This window comes from Gordonia sp. LMA167 (genome assembly GCF_058130025.1).
Map to the genome: position 1 here is coordinate 2,641,960 of NZ_CM176708.1, position 22,773 is coordinate 2,664,732.

22 protein-coding genes and 1 tRNA gene are annotated in these 22,773 nt (G+C 66.9%); 15 read left to right on the forward strand and 8 right to left on the reverse strand.

Annotated elements, in window-relative coordinates; all coding sequences use genetic code 11:
• Positions 1-35: 35 nt before the first annotated feature.
• Entirely contained in the window at positions 36-434 is a 399-nt protein-coding gene (locus ACVT6V_RS11925) for a VOC family protein (RefSeq protein WP_489899950.1), read from the forward strand.
• A 59-nt stretch (positions 435-493) separates the two neighbouring features.
• Entirely contained in the window at positions 494-802 is a 309-nt protein-coding gene (locus ACVT6V_RS11930) for a TraR/DksA family transcriptional regulator (protein ID WP_489900784.1), read from the forward strand.
• 186 nt (positions 803-988) lie between these two features.
• On the opposite strand, the gene ACVT6V_RS11935 is transcribed toward ACVT6V_RS11930, so the two are convergent.
• Both ACVT6V_RS11935 and ACVT6V_RS11940 read right to left on the reverse strand, forming a co-directional pair.
• The gene (locus ACVT6V_RS11935) at positions 989-3,160 is read right to left on the reverse strand and encodes a glutamine synthetase III family protein (RefSeq protein ID WP_489899952.1); all 2,172 of its coding nucleotides are present in this window, start codon (positions 3,158-3,160) and stop codon (positions 989-991) included.
• A 308-nt stretch (positions 3,161-3,468) separates the two neighbouring features.
• Positions 3,469-4,776 carry an acyltransferase gene (locus ACVT6V_RS11940; RefSeq protein WP_489899954.1) on the reverse strand — a complete coding sequence of 436 codons (1,308 nt, stop codon included), beginning with the start codon at positions 4,774-4,776 and terminating at the stop codon, positions 3,469-3,471.
• 330 nt (positions 4,777-5,106) lie between these two features.
• On the opposite strand from ACVT6V_RS11940, the gene ACVT6V_RS11945 reads away from it, so the two are divergent.
• Positions 5,107-5,179: transfer RNA gene (locus ACVT6V_RS11945), tRNA-Arg, on the forward strand.
• A gap of 146 nt (positions 5,180-5,325) precedes the next feature.
• Here ACVT6V_RS11945 and ACVT6V_RS11950 read toward each other — a convergent pair.
• Positions 5,326-6,492, reverse strand: coding sequence for an FUSC family protein (locus tag ACVT6V_RS11950; RefSeq protein ID WP_489899956.1), 1,167 nt, complete (start codon positions 6,490-6,492; stop codon positions 5,326-5,328).
• A gap of 60 nt (positions 6,493-6,552) precedes the next feature.
• On the opposite strand from ACVT6V_RS11950, the gene ACVT6V_RS11955 reads away from it, so the two are divergent.
• Both ACVT6V_RS11955 and ACVT6V_RS11960 read left to right on the forward strand, forming a co-directional pair.
• Positions 6,553-7,050 (forward strand): MarR family winged helix-turn-helix transcriptional regulator, encoded by a 498-nt coding sequence (locus ACVT6V_RS11955; protein ID WP_489899958.1) that lies wholly within the window; start codon positions 6,553-6,555, stop codon positions 7,048-7,050.
• Positions 7,051-7,092: 42 nt separating this feature from the next.
• Positions 7,093-7,785, forward strand: coding sequence for a nitroreductase family protein (locus ACVT6V_RS11960; protein ID WP_489899960.1), 693 nt, complete (start codon positions 7,093-7,095; stop codon positions 7,783-7,785).
• Here the strand turns inward: ACVT6V_RS11960 and ACVT6V_RS11965 are convergent.
• Both ACVT6V_RS11965 and ACVT6V_RS11970 read right to left on the reverse strand, forming a co-directional pair.
• Positions 7,769-8,455, reverse strand: a complete 687-nt coding sequence (locus ACVT6V_RS11965; RefSeq protein ID WP_489899962.1) for an ArsR/SmtB family transcription factor — start codon at positions 8,453-8,455, stop codon at positions 7,769-7,771. The two genes, ACVT6V_RS11960 and ACVT6V_RS11965, sit on opposite strands and share 17 nt — an antisense overlap.
• Positions 8,448-9,881: an MFS transporter gene (locus ACVT6V_RS11970; RefSeq protein ID WP_489899963.1), complete on the reverse strand. Its 1,434-nt coding sequence runs from the start codon at positions 9,879-9,881 to the stop codon at positions 8,448-8,450. The genes ACVT6V_RS11965 and ACVT6V_RS11970 overlap by 8 nt, the downstream gene beginning before the upstream one ends.
• Positions 9,882-10,119: 238 nt before the next feature.
• On the opposite strand from ACVT6V_RS11970, the gene ACVT6V_RS11975 reads away from it, so the two are divergent.
• From ACVT6V_RS11975 to cobF, 4 genes are all read left to right on the forward strand, one after another.
• Positions 10,120-10,245, forward strand: a complete 126-nt coding sequence (locus ACVT6V_RS11975) for a hypothetical protein (protein WP_489899964.1) — start codon at positions 10,120-10,122, stop codon at positions 10,243-10,245.
• Positions 10,246-10,327: 82 nt separating this feature from the next.
• Positions 10,328-11,188 (forward strand): sunset domain-containing protein, encoded by an 861-nt coding sequence (locus ACVT6V_RS11980; RefSeq protein WP_489899966.1) that lies wholly within the window; start codon positions 10,328-10,330, stop codon positions 11,186-11,188.
• Between the two features lie 35 nt (positions 11,189-11,223).
• Complete coding sequence (locus ACVT6V_RS11985) at positions 11,224-12,045, forward strand: SDR family oxidoreductase (RefSeq protein WP_489899967.1); 822 nt, start codon at positions 11,224-11,226, stop codon at positions 12,043-12,045.
• Positions 12,046-12,053: 8 nt separating this feature from the next.
• Positions 12,054-12,809 carry a precorrin-6A synthase (deacetylating) gene (cobF, locus tag ACVT6V_RS11990; protein ID WP_489899968.1) on the forward strand — a complete coding sequence of 252 codons (756 nt, stop codon included), beginning with the start codon at positions 12,054-12,056 and terminating at the stop codon, positions 12,807-12,809.
• 381 nt (positions 12,810-13,190) lie between these two features.
• Here the strand turns inward: cobF and ACVT6V_RS11995 are convergent, their stop codons facing one another.
• Positions 13,191-14,060, reverse strand: a complete 870-nt coding sequence (locus ACVT6V_RS11995) for an IS5 family transposase (protein ID WP_489896485.1) — start codon at positions 14,058-14,060, stop codon at positions 13,191-13,193.
• Between the two features lie 290 nt (positions 14,061-14,350).
• Positions 14,351-15,091, reverse strand: coding sequence for a 3'(2'),5'-bisphosphate nucleotidase CysQ (locus tag ACVT6V_RS12000; RefSeq protein ID WP_489899969.1), 741 nt, complete (start codon positions 15,089-15,091; stop codon positions 14,351-14,353).
• A 25-nt stretch (positions 15,092-15,116) separates the two neighbouring features.
• Between ACVT6V_RS12000 and ACVT6V_RS12005 the strand changes: the two genes are divergently transcribed.
• Positions 15,117-16,016 (forward strand): Fpg/Nei family DNA glycosylase, encoded by a 900-nt coding sequence (locus tag ACVT6V_RS12005; RefSeq protein ID WP_489899970.1) that lies wholly within the window; start codon positions 15,117-15,119, stop codon positions 16,014-16,016.
• 6 nt (positions 16,017-16,022) lie between these two features.
• A complete protein-coding gene (locus ACVT6V_RS12010) occupies positions 16,023-16,688 on the forward strand; it encodes a response regulator transcription factor (RefSeq protein ID WP_489899971.1) in 666 nt (221 codons plus the stop codon).
• 10 nt (positions 16,689-16,698) lie between these two features.
• Here ACVT6V_RS12010 and ACVT6V_RS12015 read toward each other — a convergent pair whose 3' ends face one another.
• On the reverse strand, positions 16,699-18,153 hold the full coding sequence (locus tag ACVT6V_RS12015; RefSeq protein ID WP_489899972.1) for a sensor histidine kinase: 1,455 nt from the start codon (positions 18,151-18,153) through the stop codon (positions 16,699-16,701).
• 155 nt (positions 18,154-18,308) lie between these two features.
• On the opposite strand from ACVT6V_RS12015, the gene ACVT6V_RS12020 reads away from it, so the two are divergent.
• The 4 genes from ACVT6V_RS12020 to ACVT6V_RS12035 are packed head-to-tail and all read left to right on the forward strand — an operon-like array spanning position 18,309 to position 22,769.
• Positions 18,309-20,042: a thiamine pyrophosphate-binding protein gene (locus ACVT6V_RS12020; RefSeq protein WP_489899973.1), complete on the forward strand. Its 1,734-nt coding sequence runs from the start codon at positions 18,309-18,311 to the stop codon at positions 20,040-20,042.
• Complete coding sequence (locus tag ACVT6V_RS12025; RefSeq protein WP_489899974.1) at positions 20,039-20,704, forward strand: SRPBCC family protein; 666 nt, start codon at positions 20,039-20,041, stop codon at positions 20,702-20,704. The genes ACVT6V_RS12020 and ACVT6V_RS12025 overlap by 4 nt, the downstream gene beginning before the upstream one ends.
• Positions 20,701-21,732 (forward strand): 3-oxoacyl-ACP synthase III family protein, encoded by a 1,032-nt coding sequence (locus ACVT6V_RS12030; protein ID WP_489899976.1) that lies wholly within the window; start codon positions 20,701-20,703, stop codon positions 21,730-21,732. The genes ACVT6V_RS12025 and ACVT6V_RS12030 overlap by 4 nt, the downstream gene beginning before the upstream one ends.
• A complete protein-coding gene (locus tag ACVT6V_RS12035) occupies positions 21,729-22,769 on the forward strand; it encodes a pyridoxal phosphate-dependent aminotransferase (RefSeq protein ID WP_489899977.1) in 1,041 nt (346 codons plus the stop codon). The genes ACVT6V_RS12030 and ACVT6V_RS12035 overlap by 4 nt, the downstream gene beginning before the upstream one ends.
• The last annotated feature ends 4 nt before the right edge of the window (positions 22,770-22,773 follow it).

Sequence of the window (22,773 nt, forward strand, 5' to 3'; positions counted from 1 at the left end):
GCTGTCAATGCACGCGAGATCAGGAGGTGCACACCATGCCCACCCACGCCGGTTTGTCCCACCTTTCGTTCTCGGTGAGCGACGCCGAGAAGAGCGCCCGATGGTGGAAAGAGGTCTTCGGGCTACGCGAGTTCACACGTCTTGACGACGAGGATGGATGGCACGCGATCCTGCTCTGGCTCACGCCCACATTCCCGATCGAGTTCCAGGAGCACACCGCCAACCGCGGGGAGACCTTCGACCCCACTCGAACCGGCCTGGATCATCTCGGGCTCGCCGTCGACAGCCGCGAGGACCTGTTCGAATGGCAAGCGCATTTCGAGGCACACGGGGTCGAGTACACGCCGGTTGTCGACCGTGAGTACGGGGCGGTGCTGACGTTCAAGGACCCTGACCGCATCCAGTTCGAGATGTTTTATGCGGCAGACAATTGACCGGTCGGGATGCCGATGTGGCCCGTGCTGCTCTGCGTGCCGAGCGAGCTGAGGCGCTGATGCTGATCGACTCGTTGACGGCGCGGTTGCAGGCCGTGATCGAGGCGACCGCCGACGCCAGTTCCGACGACGAGCACGACCCGGAAGGGTCGACCCTCGCCGTCGAACGGGGACATCTGGTGGCACAGCTGGAGCGATCGCGAGTTCGCCTCGATGAGCTCGACGAGGCGCAGGGGAGGCTGGACCGCGGCACCTATGGCCGGTGCGAGATCTGCGGTGACCCGATCGCCCTCGCACGGCTGGAAGCACTCCCGGCCGCGCGGCTCTGCATCGGCTGTGCGACGCGGAACCCGACCCGGAGGTGGTGACCCGCCGGCTGGTCATCCGTTGCCCGACCCGCCGACCCGCCGCCCGGCCCATACGACAAGCGCCCCAGAAAAGAACCCTCCTCAGGGTGGCCGCGAACACTCTGTTCACGGCCACCCTGAGGAGGGCGTATCTCTGGGCGCTTTTCGGCAGGGGAGCGGGCCGGTGCGGGCCGGCCCGCACCGCGATCAGAGAATCGTGAGCATCTCGTGGTAGGTCGGCAGCGGCCAGAGGTCGTCGGCGACCATGCTCTCCAGCTTGTCCGCGACGGTCCGGACATCGGTCATGGCGGGGATCAGCGCCTTCAGCGCGTATTCCGCCTCTCCCTCGACGGTATCGGCGTGGAAGCCGTCGATGGCCTCCTCGAGCACCAACATCGCCGCGTAGAGATCCTTGATGTTCTTGGTCAGCGACAGCAGGACCGGATGATCGATCTCGATGCCCGCGGCCTTGAGGCTCGCCGCGGTCCCGGCCAGCTCACCCTGATAGCGGTTCGCGGCGGGCAGGATCATCGTCTTGGCGATCTCCAGGGTCTCCTTCGCCTCGACGAGCAGTGCGAGGGCGTACTGCTCGAGCACGACCTCCTTGCGGGCCTTGAGCTCACGGTTGCTCAGGATGCCGTACTTGCTCATCACATCCATGATCTCGGGCTCGTCGAGTTGCGCCATCGCATCGACGGTGGTGCGCAGGTTGAGCAGGCCGCGGGTCGCCGCCTCCTCCTGCCACTCGTCGGAGTAGCCGTTGCCGTTGAACACGACCTTGCCGTGCTCGACGATGATGCTCTCCAGAACCTTCTGCACAGCCACGTCGAACTCGACGCCGTCGGCCATCTCCTTCTCCAGGAAAGACGCGACATAGTCCAGGGATTCGGCCAGCATGGCGTTGATCGCCACCATCGGGTCCGCGATCGACTGATTCGATCCCGGCGCGCGGAACTCGAATCGGTTGCCGGTGAAGGCGAGCGGGCTCGTCCGGTTGCGGTCCCCGGCGTCGGCCTTGAGTGGCGGCAGGGTGTCGACGCCGAGTTCGAGAACGCCGGTCTCCTTGCTTGCCTTGGCACCGCCCTTGGCGATCTGATCGAACACGTCCATCAGCTGCTCACCCAGGAAGATCGAGATGATGGCCGGGGGAGCCTCGTTGGCGCCGAGGCGATGATCGTTGGACGCCGAGGCGATCGATGCACGCAGCAGCCCGCCGAACTTGTGCACACCGCGGATGATCGCGGCGCAGAAGACCAGGAACTGCTCGTTCTCGTGCGGGGTGTCACCGGGGTTGAGCAGGTTGCCCTGATTGGCGTTGCCCAGCGAGAAGTTGACGTGCTTGCCGGATCCGTTGACCCCCGAGAACGGCTTCTCGTGTAGCAGACAGACCATGCCGTAGCGCTCGGCGACGGACTTCATGGTGGTCATCATCAGCTGCTGGTGGTCGTGAGCGAGGTTGGATTTCTCGAAGACCGGGGCGAGCTCGAACTGGCCGGGGGCCACCTCGTTGTGCCGGGTCTTGGCGGGGATGCCCTGCTTGAACAGTTCGCGGTCGAGCTCGATCATGAAGGCCAGCACGCGGTCGGGGATGGCCCCGAAGTAGTGATCGTCGAACTCCTGTCCCTTCGACGGTGCGTCGCCGAACAGGGTTCGATTCGTGGTCATCAGGTCGGGACGTGCGAAGTAGAAGTGGCGGTCGATCAGGAAGTACTCCTGCTCGGCGCCGGCGTAGGAGACGACGGTGTCGACGTCGGTGTGACCGAAGAGCTTGAGCACGCGCATGGCCTGCTTGCTCATCGCCTGCTGGCTGCGCAGCAGCGGGGTCTTCTTGTCCAGGGCCTCACCGGTCCAGGAGATGAAGATCGTCGGGATGCACAGCGTGTTCCCGTTGGGGTTCTCCAGGATGTAAGCCGGGCTGGTGACGTCCCAGCCGGTGTAGCCGCGGGCCTCGAAGGTGCCGCGGAGGCCGCCGTTGGGGAAGCTCGATGCGTCCGGCTCGCCCTGCAGCAGGGTCTTGCCCTGGAACTCGGCCAGCGATGCGCCCGAGGAGTCGGGTTCGAGGAAGGAATCGTGCTTTTCGGCCGTGAAACCGGTCAGCGGATAGAAGACGTGCGCGTAGTGCGAGGCACCCTTCTCGATCGCCCAGTCCTTCATCGCCGATGCGACGTAGTCGGCGAGCGTCGGGTCGAGCGGTGCGCCTTTGTCGATGGTCGCCGACACCGCCTTGAAGACGTGCTTGGGAAGTCGCGACTTCATCACCGAAAGCGTGAAGACGTTGCGCCCGAAGGTGTCTGCCAACGGCTCGGGGAAACCGTCGGTCTCCACCGAGTAGGTCGTCACGGCCTCGATGGCCTGACGGCGAGACATGCTGCCACTCATGGTCACTCCTGGGTTCGTCACCTGCCGGATCGATCAACGGGCAAGGTCGTTGTGTGAGCGTTTCGACGCTATGAGCAGGAGGTACCTGGGTCATTTCTCGGATGTGACGGCCGTGAAAACACGAGTCACTTGTGTGAATTCTGTGTGCTCGTGGTGTGTCTCGGAAATAGGTGGCCGGTATCCGGTGGAGCGATCGGCGTCTGGCAAGGCGGAGGAGGGAGTGATAGCGGCGCTATCTCGACCGACGACAACGCGGCCAGGCGTCGATCGAACGCCGGAGACCAGTCGCCTATTTCTGAGACGCACCACTAGGCCGAGGGGCGCAGCGGTATCCGTGAGCGTGCGACTAGCCACCGGGACAACGGTGTGCGCAGCAGCAGGTCGACCAGCACCAGAGACAGGGTGAGCGTGACGGTGACCAGTACCGTCGAACGTGTTGCCGCGGAGTTGGGGAACCAGTCGAACAGGGCGCCCATGAAGCCGAAGCGGCCGAGAACATCGAGGATCAGCGGGTGCACCGCGAACACGCCGAAGGCGCGGATGGTTGCGGCGCTCACGACCCTGGATCCGACGCGTCGGCCGGACGCACGGAGATCGTTCCAGGCCATCGCCCCCAGCCACAGCAGCGCCAGCCCGCCCACCAGCCAGGGCAGCGTCGCCGGGTTCCACGGGGTGTTGGCCGGTAGCGGCACGTTGCCCGGTGAGGTCGCGAGCAGGTACGCGGTGATGCTGACCGTGGTCGCGGCGAGGGCCGCGACCACCACGGGGATCACGTGCGCCCGCAGCCACTGCTCGACGACCTCGTGGTGGTAGGCCGCTAGGGCTCCGATCGCAACGAACAGGGCGTACATCGGGAGGGTCTTCCAGAGGTTGTCGTAGACCACGGTCCAGGCGTGGCCGCCGGGGTGCGGCACGTACTGGTAGATCACGAACATCGTGAGCTGAATCGCACCTGCGACGCCGAGGAGCGTCCAGTGGCGTTTCTCGGTTCGGCGGAGCAACCAGGCGATGGCCGGGAAGGTCAGATAGATCTGCATGGAAATCAGCAGGAAATACAGCTGATATTTCCCCTCGCCGTCGATGATGTCGAGGCCGAGGTCACCAAAGAACTGTGATGGCGACCCGAACGGATTGCCGGCGATGATCAGGTGGTCGGTGACCGCGTAGATGAGCGTCCACAACAGATACGGAGCAAGGACCAGGCCGAATCGCCGACGCCAGAACGTCACGGGGGACATCGGGCGGTTGCGTGTGCTGAGGACCAGGACGAACAGTGTCACCGCGACGAACCCGTAGCGGGTGAGATGCAGCAGTGTGCCGACCAGATTGCTGGCCCGGACCACATCGGGGGTGTTGTTGATGCCGTTGATGCTGTGCGCCACGACCACGCCGGTGAACAGGACGACCCGAACCAGATCGGCGGTATGTGCGCGACCGGCCCTGGACGACGCGGTGCCCGACGACGCGGTGCCCGACGACGCGGTGCCCGACGACGCGAGATTGCCGCCCTCGATCGGCGCGGCGGGTGCTTCGACGGTTGCAGCATCCGATGCCGTGACCACCCCCGCTCTGGCGAGGTTGTCGGCCGATACGTCTGCCGCGTCCGTGTTCGTCATGCCGGCGCCCTGCTGCAATTCCGCCCTCCCCTGCGACGTCTGACCATGCCGCCGGGCAGTGTACGGGCCGTTCCTGGCAGTTCGATCAGAAAGGTCTCGTCTCGGTGCGAGAACCCCCGCGCTGACCAGCGTTGAGGAGTATCTCCTCGACGATGTGACGCGCCGACGCCGTGAGGTACCTCATCGTCTCCGTCGGCTGCTGACGTACACTCCCGATGTCGGCAACCACGCCCAGCGTGGCGGTCGACGGGACTGAAACGGGGCGGGCAGGTAGCAGTCGAGCGCAGGCGAGACATCGTAAAGCCTCCCGGACACGTCACCCGGTCCCTCGCCTCAGTAGCTCAGGGGATAGAGCATTCCTCTCCTAAAGGAAGGGTCGCAGGTTCGAATCCTGCCTGGGGCACCGTGACATCCCTGCCGGCCTCCGGCCGGTGTGCGCCTACTGTGTGTGAAAGAGACTCATGCAGGCGCACCGTGACATCCCTGCCGGCCTCCGGCCGGTGTGCGCCTACTGTGTGTGAAAGAGACTCATGCAGGCGCACCAGTTGCCTATGCCGCACGTCCGACGATGTGGTGGTCCGCGACCTTCCCGCCGTCGCCGACCTCACCCCGCGCGATCGTCAACGCGGCGACGAGCACACCCACGACGACGCCGATAACGGTGTCGGCCACCCGATCGAACGCAGCGGCCGGTGACAGGCCGGCGCTCAGAGCTGTGAGCAACAGGGCCATCGGTGTGACGACGGTCGACGTGATCGCGTAGTTGACCGTCGCCCACGTCTCCGCCGCGATCTGACAGATCACGATGACCACGACGGCACCCCAGTAGCCGAGGCCCACGCCGAGCAACACCGCGGCGATCACCGCACCCGCTACGTTGCCGAGCAGGCGCTGGACCCCGCGTTGCACGGTGACGTGATACGCGACGCCCTGCATGGCCGCGACGGCGCCCATGGCCGCCCACATCGGGTGCGAGAAGCCGGCCGCGGTGGCCACCGCCGCGCTGACGGTCATCGCCACGAAGATGCGGATGCTGTTGGCCACCAGTTCATGTCGAGGTCGGCGGCGTAGCGTGGTCCAGATCGTCTCGTAGTGGGGTGCCGCGTGTGCACCCTCGGCTGTGGCATCGATCGATGGCCGTACCAGCGACCGCACGCCCTGCCACAGCCATGGGGCGAGTGAGGCGAGGGCGCCGCAGATGCCGCCGAGGACGGTCGCGATCAGCCCGCGGGCGAGGTCACCGCCCGCGGCGGCGAATCCCATCGCGCCGGTGGCCGCGAACACGAACACGACGGCACCGGGCCCGACGATGCGCAACGTTCCGAGTAGCAGGGCGGCCATGCTGCCCAGTACGGAGATGACCACGATCTCGACCATCGTCGATGCGCCGGCGAGGCCGAGAAGAGCGCCGACGCCCACCGACGCGGTGATCCCGACGCCCAACACGGCCAGGCGCCCGACGCGCACACGGTAGGGGTCGGGACGACAGAACGCGGAGATGAGCGCACCGAGGGCGGCCAGTCCGGCGACGTCGCGATATCCGGTCAGCCCACCGACCACGAGTGCCAGTCCGACGGCGATGCCGACCCGCACGGGTGCGCCGACATCGGCGCGGGCCCCGTTGAGTGCCAGCGAGGATCGCCACACAGTCGGGTGGGCGGCCTGCGCGAGCGCGTCGCGGCGACGGCGTGCGTGATCGGCGAGGGCAACGTGCATGAAAGTACTTTATCACTATTTTATAAGTGAAATAAATGTGACGGTGCCTACGATGTTCCTGTGAGTAGCCCCGATGCGCCCGATCTCGTCGACCGGATTCAGCAGGAGTGGGCCGAGGCGTACCCCGACCACGACGTCCGGCCGATCGGCATCATGGGTCGCATCCAGCACATCGCGACACTCAGCAGCCATCGTCTGGATCGCAATCTCGAACCGCATGGTGTGTCGCGATCGGAGTACGACGTCCTGAGTGCGCTGGCGCGTTCGCGGCGTCCGCTTCGCGCCAGTGAGGTCGTGTCGACCACCATGCTGAGCGGGGCGTCGATCACCAAGATCACCGAGAATCTGTCGCGCAGAGGTCTGCTGCTCCGGCGCAAGTCGGAGCGCGACGGTCGCGTGGTGTTGCTCGAGGTGACCGACGAGGGACGTCGCCTGGTGGAGGCCGAGCTGCCGCGCCGGCTCGCCGACGACGAAAGCGCACTGTCGGGGCTCACCCCCCAGGAACGTGCGGAGCTCACCGTGTTGCTTCGGAAGGTGTCGGCTGCGGTGCGGCTGTAGGCAGCTGTCCGGGCCCGCGCGGGCCGGGGGCATAGTGGGGTCATGGAGCTCTACGACGTCATGCGGACCACCTTCGCCGCCCGCGACTACACCGATGACCCGCTACCCGACGATGTGCTGGGGCGCATCCTCGACAATGCCCGGTTCGCGCCCAGTGGTGGGAACCGGCAAGGCGCGCACATCGTGGTGGTGCGTGACGCCGGGACCAAGCAGCGGCTCGGCGAGTTGGGCGAACCGACGGTGCGCCGCTATGTCGCCCAGCGAAAGGCCGGCGAGAACCCCTGGAATCCCGTTGTGCCCACAGCAGTTTCGCAAGAGGATATCGATCGTACCGCGGTGCCGGCCAGTTTCGTGGAGCCCATCCGCACCGCGCCGGTCGTGCTGGTCGTGTCGGTGGACCTGCGCCAGGTGGCCGCCGTCGACCAGTACCTGGACCGCGTGGGAGTCGTGAGCGGCGCGTCGGTGTACCCGTTGATCTGGAACATCCTCCTCGGGGCTCGCAGTGAGGGATTCGGGGGGAACCTCACCTCGATGGCCATTCCGGAGGAGTCCGCGATCCACGATCTGCTGGGCATCCCGGAATCCCATGCCGTCGCGGCGGTCGTCACCTTGGGCAAGCCGGTACGGCAGCTGACGAAGCTGCGACGACAGGCCGTCGACGAGTTCGTCACGCTCGAGCGCTATGACGGTCCGGGCTTCGGAGCAGACCCGACGTCGGTCAGCTCGACCGACTGAGCTCACGGCCGGATCTGATCCAGGCGGTGAGGCCTCCGGCGACGATGTCGGCGTCACGGTGGGCGTCTCGAAGCCGGCGCGCGGCGTTCGGCGACGCCAGGCAATACGGCCCCTGGCAGTACGCGATGATCCGGCGGTCGGTGGGCTGTGTGTCGAGCAGCTCGCGGATGCGATTCTGCGGCACCGAGATCGCGCCGGGAATGTGGCCTCGCTCGAACTCGTCGGGCTCGCGGACGTCGACGACGAGCACCGAGCCGTCGTCGATCAGCGCGGCGAGGTCATCGGCGGTGACCGGTGTCAGATCCCGATGGCCGGCGAAGTAGGTGTCGATCTCGGCGCGCACCGCCGCGACGTTGTTGGCTGCGAACCGATGGAACACCCCGAGCAATCGCGAGACCTCCGGCGAGGCGATGCGGTAATGGATGCGGACTCCGTCGCGGCGATTGCTGACCAGTTGCGCCGACCGCAGGATCTGTAGTTGCGACGACGTGTTCTTCAGGCCGAATCCGGCCGTTGCGGAGAGCTCTTCGACGGTTCGTTCGCCCTCCTCGAGAATGTCGAGCAGGCGTAGTCGGACGGGACTTGCGAGCGCTTTGCCGACTCGGCTCAGCTCGGTGTAGATGCCCGCCTCCGAGAACTCCTGGTCGTCGGGGTGGCCGTCGTCAGACACGGCGGACTCCTTCCCATCGGTGTGTGCGGGGTGCGGTCGACGGCGCCCGGCGGACCGAGGCGACGGCCGCGAACACTCCGGCCAGCGCCAGACCGGCGAAGCCGAAGGCGAGGAATCGGGCCGACGTGACGTCGGGATCGGCGTCGGCGCCGATGACCGCGCCGACACTGACCAGCAGCCCGGCGGTTGCCGACCCGAAGGTGTTCGCGACCATCTGAACGGTGTTCACACCGGCCGATGCCCGCGCGGCCTCGGCATCGTCGGACGTGATGGTCATCGCTGCGGTGGCGATGTGTGGGAAGGCCATTCCGATGCCGGCTCCCGCCACGAACAACGCGATGAACCATCCCAGTACCGCCCAGCCGGACGAGGCGAACTGCAGCGCTCCGTAGGCGGCCAGCCCCGCGGCCAGCAGTGCCGGTCCGGCGATGCGCACGATGCGGGACCGGGCGCCGTCTGCCCACGTCGTGCTCGCGATCTGGGCACTCGTCCATCCCCAGGAGAGCGCCGCACCGAGCATCCCGGCGAACAGCGGCGCCATGCCGGCGATCCGCTGACCGAACAGCGGGATGAAGGCCTCGGAGGTCGATCCGATCGCCAGGATGGCGATCGATACGTAGATCCACTTCAGCGGACTGCCGGGCGTATAGGTCAGCCGGGGAAGGAGTCCGTCGGCGCGACGTCGGTCGACCGCGATGAAGACGACCGCGGTCACGGCGGCGACGGCGATCAGGACCAGCACCGTGCGGATGTCGTCGACAACCCCGGCGATCGACACCGCGACGGTGGCGATGACCAGGATCGCGAGCGACCCGATAGGCAGTGGGGCGCTCTGTCCGGTGTCGCGCCGGCGTGCGGGCAGCGCACGAACCAGCCCGGCCATGATCGCGGTGGCCACCACCAGCAGCCAGAATGACCCGCGCCAGAAGCCGATCTGGGCGAAGCACCCGCCGAGGACCGGTCCGATCAGGTTGCCGACCCCCCACATCGCCGAGGTGAGCCCGACTGCGCGCACCCAGAGACGCTCGGGCAGGGCAACTCGGATGACCGCGAAAGCGAGACCGGTCAGCAGGCCGCCGCCGAGGCCCTGGACGGCTCGGCCGGCCAGCAGGATCGGCATCGTCGGGGTGACCGCGCACACCAGTGAGCCCACGCCGAACAGGCCGAACCCGATCAGGTATGCACCACGTGCCCCGTAGCGGGTCAAGGTGCGGGTGACGATCATCGACGAGAACACCGAGGTGATCAGGAAGACCGTCATGACCCACGCATAGAGGCGTGATCCGCCGATGTCGGCCACGGCGCTCGGCAGCGAGGCCGCGGTCAGATACGTGTTGATGGCGAACACCGCGATACCGCCGGCGAACACCGCCACCGCGGTCCGGTGGGCCGGGTGGAACAGTTCGCGCCACGTGCCAGGGCTCACCGCGGCGGGGTCAGGACCGCGCGCATCCGACTCGTCGGGCCTTCGCGCCACATTCTAACGAATATCGGAATATCGGCAGAAGGTCAAGCGCCGCGAGGGTGGGTTGGTCGGAATCTCGCCCGGCGGGCCACACGTCTGGCTGCATCCGAAATCCCGTTGAGAAGCGTTTCATTGTCGGAGGAAATCGAGGCTTTGATCGATCGCGCATTTCTCGCGCGATGCGGTTTGCATTCCTCCGGTGATCGGTGAATCGGCGTATGTGCGTCCCCACCTGCTCAAGCGCTGCGGCACGGTGGAAGAAATGGTTTCCGGCACGCCGGTGGAATCACTTTCTGCGATCGGCCCGCGTCCGGGGCTCAATTGAGGCAAATTGGTATTTCGGGCGGATCGATCCGCCTCGGAATGACGAGTTCGATCACAACTTCGATGGGCGAGGTCGGGGTGCCATGGCGACGACATCACGGATTCGGCCGCAGCGAGTCGGCGCACTGGCGCTCGGCCTGGCCGTGGTGGCGGGCGCGGCGCTGCTGTCGGCGTCACCGGCCGCCGCGCATTCGCTCGCGGAGGCCCGGACCGTGAACGCCGCCGATGAGGACGCCGGTTCGGATTGGTGGTGGCTGTTGATCCCGTTCCTGCTGATCCTCGCCGGTCTGCTGATCGTCTGGCTCGTGCGCAGGCTGCGTCTGTCCCCGGCGGAGGAGTCGACGGTCGTGGGCGATGGGCGTGAACCGGACGAGGGTGCCGCCGCGGTGGAGACCGAACCGGCCCGAGAGGTCGAGATGGCGACCGCCGGCGGGGGAGTGGGCGGTGACGAGGCCACGGTCGGGGCGGAAGCCGATGCGGAAGTCCACGCGGACGTCGAAGCGGACGTCGAAGGTGATGCCGAAGCCGACGTCGACGCCGATGCCGAGGTCGAACGGGATGTCGAAGGAGCCGGGGACGATGAACCCGAACCGGCACCCGGCCCCGAGTCACTCGACGAATTGATGAACGTCGACATCGGCGAGGTGATGTCGCCGCCCGCCGATGCCGAACTCGGCGTCGGCGACACCACCCACCACGGTTCAGGGGACGGCGTGGGGTCCTACCACCGAAACGGCGAGGAGTTGCCGGTGCCGTTGGGTGCACACCTGCCGGTGCCCGACACGGCCGACCCGCCGGACGGCTATCCGATCAAGGCCGACGCAGACGCCGGTGTCTATCACACCCCCGACCTTCCCTCATACGCCGACGTCGCGCCGGAGATCTGGTTTGCCAGCGAATCGGCCGCCGAAGCCGCCCACTTCCGGAAGGCCGACGCTGTCTGACCGGCCGTCCGGGGTGACGCGCTACGGTGTTCGGCGTGGCTGATGCAGCAGATCCCAAGGTCGTGCTCGTGACCGGCGCCTCGAGTGGCATCGGCGCGGAGGTCGCCCGCCAGTTCGTCGAGCGCGGCCACACCGTCTACGGCACGAGTCGTCGGCCCGACGCGGTCGCCGCTCCGGTCCGTGGAGTCCACTATGTGCGCCTGGACAACACGGACTACTCGAGCGCCGACGAATGCGTCGACAAGGTGGGTGTCATCGACATCCTCATCAACAACGCCGGTGAGAGCCAGGCCGGCGCACTCGAGGACACCCCGATGGATGCGATCGAAAAGCTGTTCGCGGTCAACGTGTTCGGTCCTGTGGCGATCACAAAGGCTGTGCTGCCGGGGATGCGTGAGCGCGGTGGCGGGACGGTGGTGATGGTCGGATCGATGCTGTCGAGCTTCCCGGTGGCATTCAGGTCCAACTATGCCGCAACGAAATCGGCGCTCAAGGCGTTCGCACTCGCCACCCGACGGGAGGTCGCGCCCTACGGCATCCGGATGATCTCGGTCGAGCCCGGCACGATCGCCACCGGTATCGGTGACCGTCGCAGCATTCACATCGGCGATCGATCGCCCTACAAGGCCGAATACGACACCCTCGCGCGAGCGACCCGCAAGAACGAGGACGAAGGAATCGATGCGCCCACCATGGCCCGGGTGATCGTGGATGCGGCGCTTGCCGAGCATCCCAAACCCTTCTACGCCAAGGGGAATCAGGCCGGAGTGGTGTTCTTGCTGCGGAGGCTGATCCCCCGCCAACTGATCCTGGACATGACCGCGCGCAAACACGGTTTGCGTAAGGTCCGGATCTGACCGGTCCGATGCGAATCACCCTGCGTGTCATCGGCATCGGGCCGGGCAACCCGCGGCAGATCACCCTCGAGGCGATCGACGCGCTCGCCGACGTCGACGTGTTCCTGATGCTCGACAAGGGCGGTGTCAAAGAATCGTTGGCGACTGCGCGCCGGGACATCCTGGCCCGCCACGCGGCGCCCGGGCATCGGGTGATCGAGGTACTCGACCCGCCGCGGGACCGCGATCCCGACGACTACGACGCCGAGGTGCGGCGCTGGCACGCCGCCCGGGCGGCGATCTTCACCGATGTGCTCACCGCGGAGGTACACGACGCCGGGGTCGCGGCGTTCCTCGTGTGGGGGGATCCGGCGCTCTACGACAGCACCCTGCGCATCGTCGACGACCTTTGTGAGCATTCCGACCTGTCGATCGACGTCGAGGTCATTCCCGGAGTGACGAGCGCGAGTGCACTCACCGCGGCGCATCGCATCGCCGCCAACCGCATCGGCGAACCGATCCACATCACCACCGGGCGACGCCTCGCCGACACCCCTGCCGGTGCGGATTCGAACCAGATCGTGATGCTCGACGGCGACCTCGCCTTCCGGAACACAGCCGACCCGGACGACCACATCTGGTGGGGCGCCTACGTGGGGACCGACGACGAGATCCTCGTCAGCGGGCGTGTCGCCGACGTGGCCGACCGGATCGTCGCGCTGCGAGCGGAGGCGCGGGAGCGAGTGGGCTGGATCATGGACATCTACTTGCTGCGTAAGGGTTGATCTCGCGGTGTGCGGGTGTCGCCCGGTCGCTGGTCCGAGGGGTGACTCGGTCCCTGAAGAGCCTCCGCGGTTGGGGGCGTGACCCTGGTTGCTGTGGAGCGTCCGAGGTTGGGGGCGTGACCCCGGTCCCTGAGGAGCTCCGTGCTTGGGGGCGTGACCCCGGTCCCTGAGGAGCCTCCGTGCTTGGGGGGTCACCCCGGTCCCTGAGGAGCTCCGTGCTTGGGGGCGTCACCCCGGTCCCTGAGGAGCCTCCGAGCTTGCGAGGATGCGTCACGAAGGGCCCTTCGTGACGCGTCGCTCGTTCCTCGCGAGGCTCCTCAGGGAGCGGTGGGTGACGCGTCGCTCGTTCCTCGCGAGGCTCCTCAGAGCGTGTTTGAAAACTCAGGCAAGTTTGGCCAGTCGTCGTGACATGGTAGCGATGAGGGCGATGTACACCATGTTTTCGTGGTGGTCGGGTCGGGTTTCGTAGTCGCGGACGCAGCGGCGGTGTTTGACGATCCAACCGAAGGTGCGTTCGACGACCCACCTGCGCGGTAGGACGTGGAATCCAGTCATGTCGTCGGTGCGTTTGACGATCGTAACGGTTAGTGCCAGAACGTTTTTCGCCCAGATAAGCAGTCTGCCGCGGTAGCCGCCGTCAGCCCAGACCATAGTGATGGTGGAGAACTGGGCGCGCAGCGCGGCCAACACTCGGGCACCACCGTCGGCGTCCTGGATGTTGGCGACGTGGACCACGATCGCCAGCAGCAGACCGGTGGTGTCGACGGCGATGTGGCGTTTGCGTCCGTTGACCTTCTTGCCGGCGTCGTAGCTGCGACTGGCACCGGGCACGGTATCGGCGCCGGGGATCGATTGAGCGTCGATGATTGCCGCGGTCGGCAGCGGGTTGCGGCCGTCGGCCACGCGCAGCATGTCGCGGAGGCAGTTGTGGATGCGGCGCCACGCTCCACTGGTGACCCAGCGGTGGAAGATCGCGTAGACGGTCATCGCGGGTGGGAACTCCGAGGGGAGTTGTCGCCAGGCGATACCGCCGCGGACAACATAGAAAACGGCGTCGAGAACGGTTCGGCGACACCACTTCTCGGGTCGGCCACCGCGTCCTGCGGTGTTCCCGGCCGGTGGCAGGAGCGGTTCGAGGACCGCCCACTGGGCATCGGTGACACTGGAGGACGGATAGACCTCGCACCGATGACCAGACCCGTGGGTGGGGGTCGGGCAGGACGGGCACGCACCGATGGGTGATGATGGCATGGTGAACTCCTGGTGAGTACGTGTTGTTAGCACTCACTGACCTACCAGGAGTTCACTCAAATCCCATCCGTCACACGCCGCACATCCGAGTTTTCAAACACGCTCTCAGGGATCGGGTGGTGACGCGTCGCTCGTTCCTCGCGAGGCTCCTCAGGGAGCGGTGGGGTGACGCATCGTTTGTTCCTCGCGAGGCTCCTCGGGGAGCGGTGGGTGACGCGTCGCTCGTTCCTCGCGAGGCTCCTCGGGGGCCGTAGGTGACCTTTGTACCCTCCCGCACCTGGTTCGACCGGTCACCAGATCTCGTCGAGTGCGGCGAGGATGTCGTCGCGAATCTCCTTGCGGCAGATGACGAAGTCGGGCATGTAGGGCTGTGGCTGGTTGTAGACGATCGGCGAGCCGTCGAGTCTGCTGCAGTGCAGATCGGCGGCCAGGGCCACGCCGACCGGCGCGCAGTTGTCCCACTCGTACTGGCCCCCGGAGTGCACGTAGGCGTCGACGTCGCCGCGGACCACGGCCATCGCTTTCGCGCCTGCGGAGCCGATCCCGATCATGTTCAGCGAGAGCCGGCGCGACACCCACGCGCTCTCGTACGACCCGCCGTGACGGGACGCAGCCATCCGTCCGGTGAGCGGGCCGCTGGGGGGTTTGACGGTATCGGAGCGGAACACCTCGCCGACCGCGGGAAGTGCGACCGCCGCCGACGTCACGTCGCCGTGCTCGGTGAGCGCCACGTGAACGGCCCAGTCCGCAGTGCCGGACGCGAACTCGCGCGTGCCGTCGAGCGGATCGATGATCCACACACGCTCGGCGGTCGAGCGGTCGCCGATGTCGGCGCCCTCCTCGGACAGCACCGCGTCGTGCGGGCGATGCCGGACGATCACGTTCGCAATCCAGGCCTGCGCCATCGCATCCCCGACATCACCGAGGTGGCGGCCCTGCAGTAGCTCGCCGTGCCGGACGCCCACCAGGATCTCGCCCGCGCCTTCGGCGAGGCGCGCCGCCAGGTCGACGTCAGAAAGGCGCGAGATCATCCTCCTACTAGAGCACACTGGAGTCATGCCTGAGCTTCCTGAGGTGGCGGCGATCGCGGAGTACGTGGACGGTCGCGCGGCCGGGTTTCCGATCCGGCGTGTGGACGTCGCATCGCTGGCGGTGCTCAAGACCGCGGACCCGCCCTACACCGCGTTGACCGGACGCCTGATCGAATCGGTCGGCCGGATCGGAAAGTACCTGGTCATCCGCACAGTTCCCGGTGGGGCGGGGAACGGGTCCGCCGACGCGGAGCCGGTGATCAACCTCGTCATCCATCTCTCGCGGGCCGGCTGGCTGCGCTGGAGCGATCACCTGTCGCAGACGCCACCGCGGCCCGGCGGTAAAGGGCCCATCGCCATCCGGGTCCATTGTGGCCTGCCCGGTGAGGGTTTCGATGTCACCGAGGCCGGCACGCAGAAGCGACTGGCCGTGTGGGTCGTCCGCGACGTCACCGAGGTGGAGCGGATCGCCACGCTGGGCCCGGACGTGCTGTCGGTCGGACGAGACGAGTTCGCCGCGATCCTGGCCGCGTCATCCGGCCGGATCAAGAACGTACTGACCGATCAACGTGTGCTGGCCGGCGTCGGGAACGCCTACTCCGACGAAATCCTGCACACCGCGCGGCTGTCGCCGTTCGCTTCGGCGAAGTCACTGACCGACGCACAGTTCGAGGCGCTTTTCGAGGCGGTACGCTCGGTGCTGACCGACGCCATCGGTCGGCTCGAAGGTCAAGAAGTGGCCCGTCTCAAGTCCGAGAAGCGGACCGGACTACGAGTGCATGCCCGTACGGGGTTGCCGTGCCCGGTGTGTGGGGACACGGTTCGCGAGGTCTCGTTCTCCGACCGATCCTTCCAGTACTGTCCGACCTGTCAGACCGGTGGCAAGGTGTTGGCCGACCGCCGGATGTCGCGACTATTGAAATGAGCTGCCGTGCATGCCCTTGTCGTAGACGACGACACCAGGGCCGCGGAGACGATCCGACGCATGCTGGTCAGCGATGGCTGGGCGGTCACCGTTGCGCACGACGGTACCGACGGGCTCTGGCGGGCCACCGAAGGTCACTTCGACGTGATCCTGCTCGACATCCTCATGCCGGGTTTGAACGGCTTCCAGGTGCTCCAGCAGCTGCGCGCCCGTGACATCTGGACCCCGGTATTGGTTCTGAGTGCCAAGGACGGTGAATACGATCAGGCCGAGGCGCTCGACTGGGGCGCGGACGACTATCTGATCAAGCCGTTTTCCGTGGTCGTGCTCAAGGCGCGATTGCGCGCCCTGCTGCGGCGCGGTGCGCCGGAGCGCCCGGCGCAGCTCGTGGTGGGTGACCTGGTTCTCGACCCGGCCGAGCACTCTGTGCGCCGAGGGGACACCCCCATCTCCTTGACCCCGCGAGAGTTCGCCGTGCTCGAATACCTGATCCGGAACACGGGCACCGTGGTCTCGAAGTCCGACATCCTCCACTCGGTCTGGGACACGAACTTCGAGGGCGATCCCAACATCGTCGAGGTGTATATCGGCTACCTGCGCAAACGGGTGGATGCGCCGTTCGGTGTGCGCAGCATCGAGACCGTCCGGGGTGCCGGCTACCGGATCCGATAGTCGGCCGGCGTCACGTGCTCGGCGGTGCGAGTTCCGCGCCGACCGCGGTGTCGTCGACGGTGGTTCGAGCGGCGGTCGGCAGCGAGATCACGAAGGTGGTGCCGTGACCGAACGAAGCCGGAGGATCCTCGATCGTGACCGTCCCGCCGTGGGCGCGGATGATCTCGTGGACGATCGACAGCCCCAGCCCCGAGCCGCCGCGATTGTTCCGATCGACGTCGAGCCGCGTGAAGCGTTCGAACACCGCGGCCCGCTGATCGGGGGCGATACCCGGCCCGTCGTCGGTCACCGAGATCGTCGCGATCGGCTGGTCGTCGTCGGCGTGCATCTCGAACCGGACCCGTGACGTCGCGTGCCGCGCTGCGTTCTCGGCCACGTTCCGCACACACCGTGCGAGTTTGTCCCGGTCACCGGACACCCGGATCGGGGTGATCGAGGTCTCCACGCGGGCCAGTCCGAGCGCCCGGAGCCGACGTACCTCGTCGACCACGAGATCGTCGAGATCGACGTCCTCGCGTTGTAGCGGCACGCCGCGCTCGTCGGCCCGCGCGAGAAGAAGCAGATCGTCGACCATGTTCTGCATACGGCGGGCCTCGGGCAGCAGGATCGTGCGCACCGTCGGCAGGTCGATCTGCGAGTCGGTGTCGTCGGCCAGGTCGAGGATGCCCACCACGGTGGTCAGCGGACTGCGAAGCTCGTGCGATGCGTCCTGGACGAACCGAAGCTGCGCCTGCTGGCTTTGGTCGAGCCGGCCGAGCATCGCATTCATGGTGGTGGCCAGCTCGGTCACCTCGTCGTCGGTGGTGGGAACCGGAACCCGAAGCGACAGATCCGAACTCGTGATCTGGTTGACCTGATGGGTGATCTTGCCGACCGGCCGCAGGCCGCGGCCGACGAAGTAGTAGATCGACACCCCGCTGAGCACGACGAGGATGGGTATCCCGATCGCGAGGAGCAGCGCCGTGTTGACCAGGCCTTCGCGGTAGGGGCCGGCGTAGATGGCGGCGACAACGGTGTAGCGATCGGCGCCGTGTCGTGCGCCCACGATCGTGCCGCAGTAGTCACCCTGGTCACCGGGAATCATCTGGCCTTTGACCGTCACCGAGGTCCAGGGGCTCGGCCGCCGGTCGGTGAGCGGCACCTGGGGCGCGCCGGGAGACGACGTGGCGATCCGCCCGTTCGAGTCGATGACCTGGATCATGTCCACCCCGGACCCGACGATCAACTCCTCGTGCGGGATGGCGCCCACTCCACCCTGCCGGATGTAGTCGGCGATTTCATAGGCTCGATAGCTGGTCGAGTCGTACATCGAACGACTGTCGGCGCGGTGCAGCATGAACAGCATGGCCACCGCTCCGAGGGCGAGTGCCAGGGCGACGAGGCAGGTCCCGACAACGGTGGAGCGCACACGCACGCCCTGGCGCCTGCTGAACAGGGCCCGCCATCCGGGCAAAGTGCCAGACATCAGAGCTCCTCATGGTGTGTCGACTGATCCGGCCGCTGCCGGTTGAGGCGATCGCACCTGTTCGTCTCATCGTAAATGTCATGTGAACGTCCGACAAAGATCTTGGCGCTGCGGCTTTCAGCGGACCTTCAGGTAGACCGACGCACAGTTGGCACATGACCGTGATCGCGAGCCGCACCCCGACGCCCGAACAGGCGAACCCGGCTTCAGCCGTTTCCTGCACTGTAGCGGAATACATTGTGCAGCAACTCCTCTGCGAGTCGATCACCACCGTGTTCGGAGTCCATGGCGCCAACGTGGAGGATCTCTACGACGCGGCGGTCCGTGCGGAGGGCATGACGCCGGTCGTCGCCAAGCACGAGTTCGCGGCCGGCGCGATGGCTGACGGGGTCGCACGGATCACCGGACGACCCGCCGCCGTGATGACCACGTCGGGCGGCGGGGCGATGAACGTCGTGCCCGCGCTGGCCGAGTCCTACGACAGTCGCGTCCCGGTGCTCGCGCTGATCGGGACCGCGCCGACGACGTTGGTCGGGCGAGGGGCATTTCAGGACATGCTGTCCCCGCCGGACACCATCGACATCACCGGCGTCATGTCCGCAGTCGCCGGATCCTGTTCGGTGGTGTCCGAACCGGCCGAGGTGCCGGCGGCACTCGCCACCGCAATCGCGACACTGCACCGAGGACAACCTGCCGTTGTCTTGCTGCCCAAGGATGTTCAGCGTTCGGCACTGCCCGCCGGGGCAGATCCAGGGCACCATGTCCGGCACACACGGCCGCCCCACGATGAGGTCCGGGCCGAACTGAGCCGGATAGCCGACGACCTCGCCTCCGTCGTCCGTTCGGGCGGCCGGGTGGTCATCTGGGCGGGGGACGAGGCATCGGTTGCCGGTCTCGGCGAGCAGATCGCAGCCCTCGCCGCGCTGTTGGGTGCCGACGTCGTCGCGTCGCCCGGGGGCCGCGACATCCTGGCCGACGCAGAAGGAAACGCGGGAGTGACCGGGGTGATGGGTCACCCCTCGGCGCATCGGTCGGTCGAGCAAGCCGAGCTCTGCCTGGCGATCGGCTGTCGCATGACGATGACCGATCGCGCCGGCCTTGACGACGCCCTTGGCCGGATACGGGTGATCCACCTGGGTGCCGAGCCACCGCGATCGGCACAACCAGTCGACCACCTGTCCTGCGGCGACCTCCGTGGTTGTCTGGATGCCCTGACCGATCGCATCCGGGAATCGGTCGCCACACCGCCACACCGCCCGCCGATCGAGGTGACCCGTCTCCCGGTGCCCGCCCCTCGCGTCGACCTCGACATGCAGACCGCGATCACCGAGATCGGCGCTGCGCTGCCGCCGGACACGGTCGTCTTCGCCGATGCCGGGAATGCGGGGGCGGCGGCGATCCACCATCTGCCATTCGGCCGGGGCCGATTCGTCGTCGCGCTGGGCATGGGCGGCATGGGTTACGCTCTCGCGGCGGGCGTCGGCACCGCCATCCACTCGACGACGACCGGACAGCCGACGCGCACCGTGGTCATCGCCGGGGACGGTGCATTCTTCATGCACGGCATGGAGATCCACACCGCCATCGAACACAACGCGCCGGTCACCTTCGTGCTGCTGAACAACAATGCACACGGAATGTGCATCACCCGTGAGCACCTGTTCTTCCCGAACGTACCGAGTATCAACCGATTCCGGCCCACTGACCTTGCTGCCGGGCTCGATGCGATGTTTCCGGATCTCGGCGTCGCGCATGCGACGGACCGCAGCGGGCTTCGTTCCGCGGCGGCGGATCTGCTGTCCCGACACGGCCCCAATTGTCTCGTCATCGACGTGGATCCCGACGAGATCCCTCCATTCGCACCATTGATCCCGAAAGGCCACTCATGACCTCAGTATTGCCCGCTCTGTCCGATCTCGGAGACGATGCGGCCGGCCTCGAGGGGCTGACGCGTATCGAGACGCATCCGCGCAAGATCGCCACACCGATCCTGTTGGATCGGCTGCGGTCGGTCTACCCACACGACCAGATCTACGGCGAGTTCTGTCCGGTCCAGAGTTTCGTGGCCGCGCCACCGCGCGAGCTCTTCGAATGGCTCGCGGACACAAGGTCGTTGGAGGAGTGGACGTATAGCCTGCGCGGATTCACCCGGACCGAGGAGGACGGGCTGTGGGTCGCACAGGACCGGCTGGGCTCGGACACGAAGATCTACACCCGTACCGTCGCCAACGCCGAAGCGATGACGGTCGATTACCACTGCGCGTGGGATCAGGGCCGGCACCTGTGGATGATCTACCTCATGCGGGTCGTCGACGCGCAGGTGGTGTTCGACCGGCCCGGCTCGGTGGTGTTGTGGACCAACTGTCATCACCCGTTCTACGACGAGAACCCGTACCCGGAAACCGCTCCACCGGAGCGCCCGGTCTGGGTGGGCGACTTCTGGGAGACGTTCTCCGGGGGCCACCAACTCGAACTCGAGAACCTCAAGGCCATCGCGGAGTACCGACACCGCAACGGCCTGCCCATCACCCCCGATTGGATGCGCTCATGACAGTCACCGACATGCCGACGACCTTGGTGGATCTCGCCACCTACCTGCCCGAGAATCGGGTACCGGCAGAGTATTTCGCTCAGTACGCCGAAGAAGGCGACCTGAGCGGCAACGCGATGTTCCGGTCACCGGCCTTCCGCCATCACGCAGCCGACGGTGAGACGTCGGCTGACATGATGATGTCTGCGGCGCGCGTTCTCGCCGAGCGGCACGGCGCCGACATCTTCGACGACGTCGATGTGGTGCTCACACACAGTCAGCTTCCCGAAGTGCCCGTGCGGGGATGTGGCGGGGAAGTGGCCCATCGACTCGGCCTGCGTCCGACGACGGTTCTCGACGTCCACAACGGCGGGTGCGCGGCGTTCATCCACATGATCGATCTGGCCGGAGCGCTGCTGCGCGCCAACGGCGGCCGCACCGCGCTGATCGGTCTGGCCCAGAACAGCGCGGGCCAGGTGTTCACGCAGGAACAGGTGCGTGGCAAGCCGCAGGCCTGTATCCCGGGCGATGGTTCGGCAGTGGCGCTGGTGCGTATCGGTGGTGAGGGCGGGAGCCCGATACTCGGGCTGACCTGTCACTCGTACGGTCAGTATTCCGCCGACATGACCGGCGTCTCGAATCCGCCGCGTAAGTACTGGGAGGCCGGGCCCGGCCAGATCCACATCGGCTTCAACGAGGCCAAGATCGCCAAGGTGCTGGCCCGTGGAAACCGGATGGTGCCGGAGGCGGCCATCGAGGTCGCCGACGGCATCGGCATCGCACCCGCGGACCTCGATTGGTTCGTGACCAACCAGCCCAACCGGATATTCCTGCGCAACTGGCGTGAGGCCATGGAACTCCCGGAGCAACGACATCCCGACACCTTCGACGAGTGCGGCAATCTGTTCGCCGTCGGCATCCCGGTCACCCTCGACACGGCGATCACCGACGGTCGTATCCAGGAGGGCGACGTGGTGATGACCGCGGCCTTCGCCCACGCCGGCGATTTCGCGGCGGCCGCCGCGCTCCGGTGGGGTGGCCGCTCGTGAGTCCTCCGTTCGACTGTGGAACGGTTGCGGTTCCGTCCGTCCGGCTGAACCTCAACGAATCCGCGTATGGGCCGCTGCCATCCGTGTCAGCGGCGTTGCGGGACTGCCTGACCGACGTCAATCGGTATCCCGACTTTCGTCCCGACCGCACGCGCAGCCAGATAGCGGATCATCTGCGATTGCCGTCCGGCCAGATCACGGTGGGAGCCGGCGCCACCGGGGTCGCCCTGTCCGCGCTCGAGATGTGTCGCCGTCGGGCGGCCGCGTGTGGAATCGACTCGCCCGCGATCGTGACCGCGATGCCGACCTTCGACGGCTACCCGATCCTCGCGTCCATGGTCGGCCTGCGCGTCGACGCGGTACCGCTCGCCCTTGACGGCAGCCCCGACCTCGACGCCCTCCAGGCCGCCGTCTCCGCGGACACGGTGGCCGTCATCGTCTGCACTCCACACAACCCGACCGGCGCCGTCGTGGACACCGCCGAACTCCATGCGTTCATCGGTGCGCTGCCACCCGGTGTGCTTGCCATCGTCGACGAGGCATATGTCGAATTCTGTGACAACCCTCCCGATCTCAGGGCTCTGCTGACGATCAACGCCGACGTCCTGGTCCTGCGCACGTTCTCGAAGGCCTATGGTCTCGCTGCCCTCCGGGTCGGCTACGGTATCGGCGCCCGCGACCTGGTGTCGGCACTGCACCGACACGAGGTCCCGTTCGCGGTGGGCGCCCCGGCGATGGCCGCCGTGCCCGTCGCGCTGGCTGCCGAAGAGCAACTCGCCGAGCGTGTTCGGGCGATGCAGACCGAACGTCGCCGGATGGCGGACATGCTGGCCGCGATCGGATGCCCGACCCTGCCGAGCCAGGGCAACTTCCTGTTCGTGCCCGGCCCGGAGGGCGTGGACATCGGCAGACTGCTGCGCAGCTGCGGTGTCGCGACCAAAGAATGTGCGACCGACGGAATCCGCATCACGGTCGGCGATCGCGCGAGTACCGATCACCTGATCGCGGTGCTGCGCATGACCGCGATGACCGCCTGACCGG

Coding starts and splice junctions, on each gene's coding strand:
- ACVT6V_RS11930 (WP_489900784.1), top strand. CDS start 494: ATGCTGATCGACTCGTTGACGGCGCGGTTGCAGGCCGTGATCGAGGCG.
- ACVT6V_RS11935 (WP_489899952.1), bottom strand. CDS start 3,160: ATGAGTGGCAGCATGTCTCGCCGTCAGGCCATCGAGGCCGTGACGACC.
- ACVT6V_RS11980 (WP_489899966.1), top strand. CDS start 10,328: ATGGCGACGACATCACGGATTCGGCCGCAGCGAGTCGGCGCACTGGCG.
- ACVT6V_RS11940 (WP_489899954.1), bottom strand. CDS start 4,776: ATGACGAACACGGACGCGGCAGACGTATCGGCCGACAACCTCGCCAGA.
- ACVT6V_RS12015 (WP_489899972.1), bottom strand. CDS start 18,153: ATGTCTGGCACTTTGCCCGGATGGCGGGCCCTGTTCAGCAGGCGCCAG.
- ACVT6V_RS11960 (WP_489899960.1), top strand. CDS start 7,093: ATGGAGCTCTACGACGTCATGCGGACCACCTTCGCCGCCCGCGACTAC.
- ACVT6V_RS12020 (WP_489899973.1), top strand. CDS start 18,309: ATGACCGTGATCGCGAGCCGCACCCCGACGCCCGAACAGGCGAACCCG.
- ACVT6V_RS12005 (WP_489899970.1), top strand. CDS start 15,117: ATGCCTGAGCTTCCTGAGGTGGCGGCGATCGCGGAGTACGTGGACGGT.
- ACVT6V_RS12030 (WP_489899976.1), top strand. CDS start 20,701: ATGACAGTCACCGACATGCCGACGACCTTGGTGGATCTCGCCACCTAC.
- ACVT6V_RS11995 (WP_489896485.1), bottom strand. CDS start 14,060: ATGCCATCATCACCCATCGGTGCGTGCCCGTCCTGCCCGACCCCCACC.
- cobF (WP_489899968.1), top strand. CDS start 12,054: ATGCGAATCACCCTGCGTGTCATCGGCATCGGGCCGGGCAACCCGCGG.
- ACVT6V_RS11950 (WP_489899956.1), bottom strand. CDS start 6,492: ATGCACGTTGCCCTCGCCGATCACGCACGCCGTCGCCGCGACGCGCTC.
- ACVT6V_RS12000 (WP_489899969.1), bottom strand. CDS start 15,091: ATGATCTCGCGCCTTTCTGACGTCGACCTGGCGGCGCGCCTCGCCGAA.
- ACVT6V_RS12025 (WP_489899974.1), top strand. CDS start 20,039: ATGACCTCAGTATTGCCCGCTCTGTCCGATCTCGGAGACGATGCGGCC.
- ACVT6V_RS11925 (WP_489899950.1), top strand. CDS start 36: ATGCCCACCCACGCCGGTTTGTCCCACCTTTCGTTCTCGGTGAGCGAC.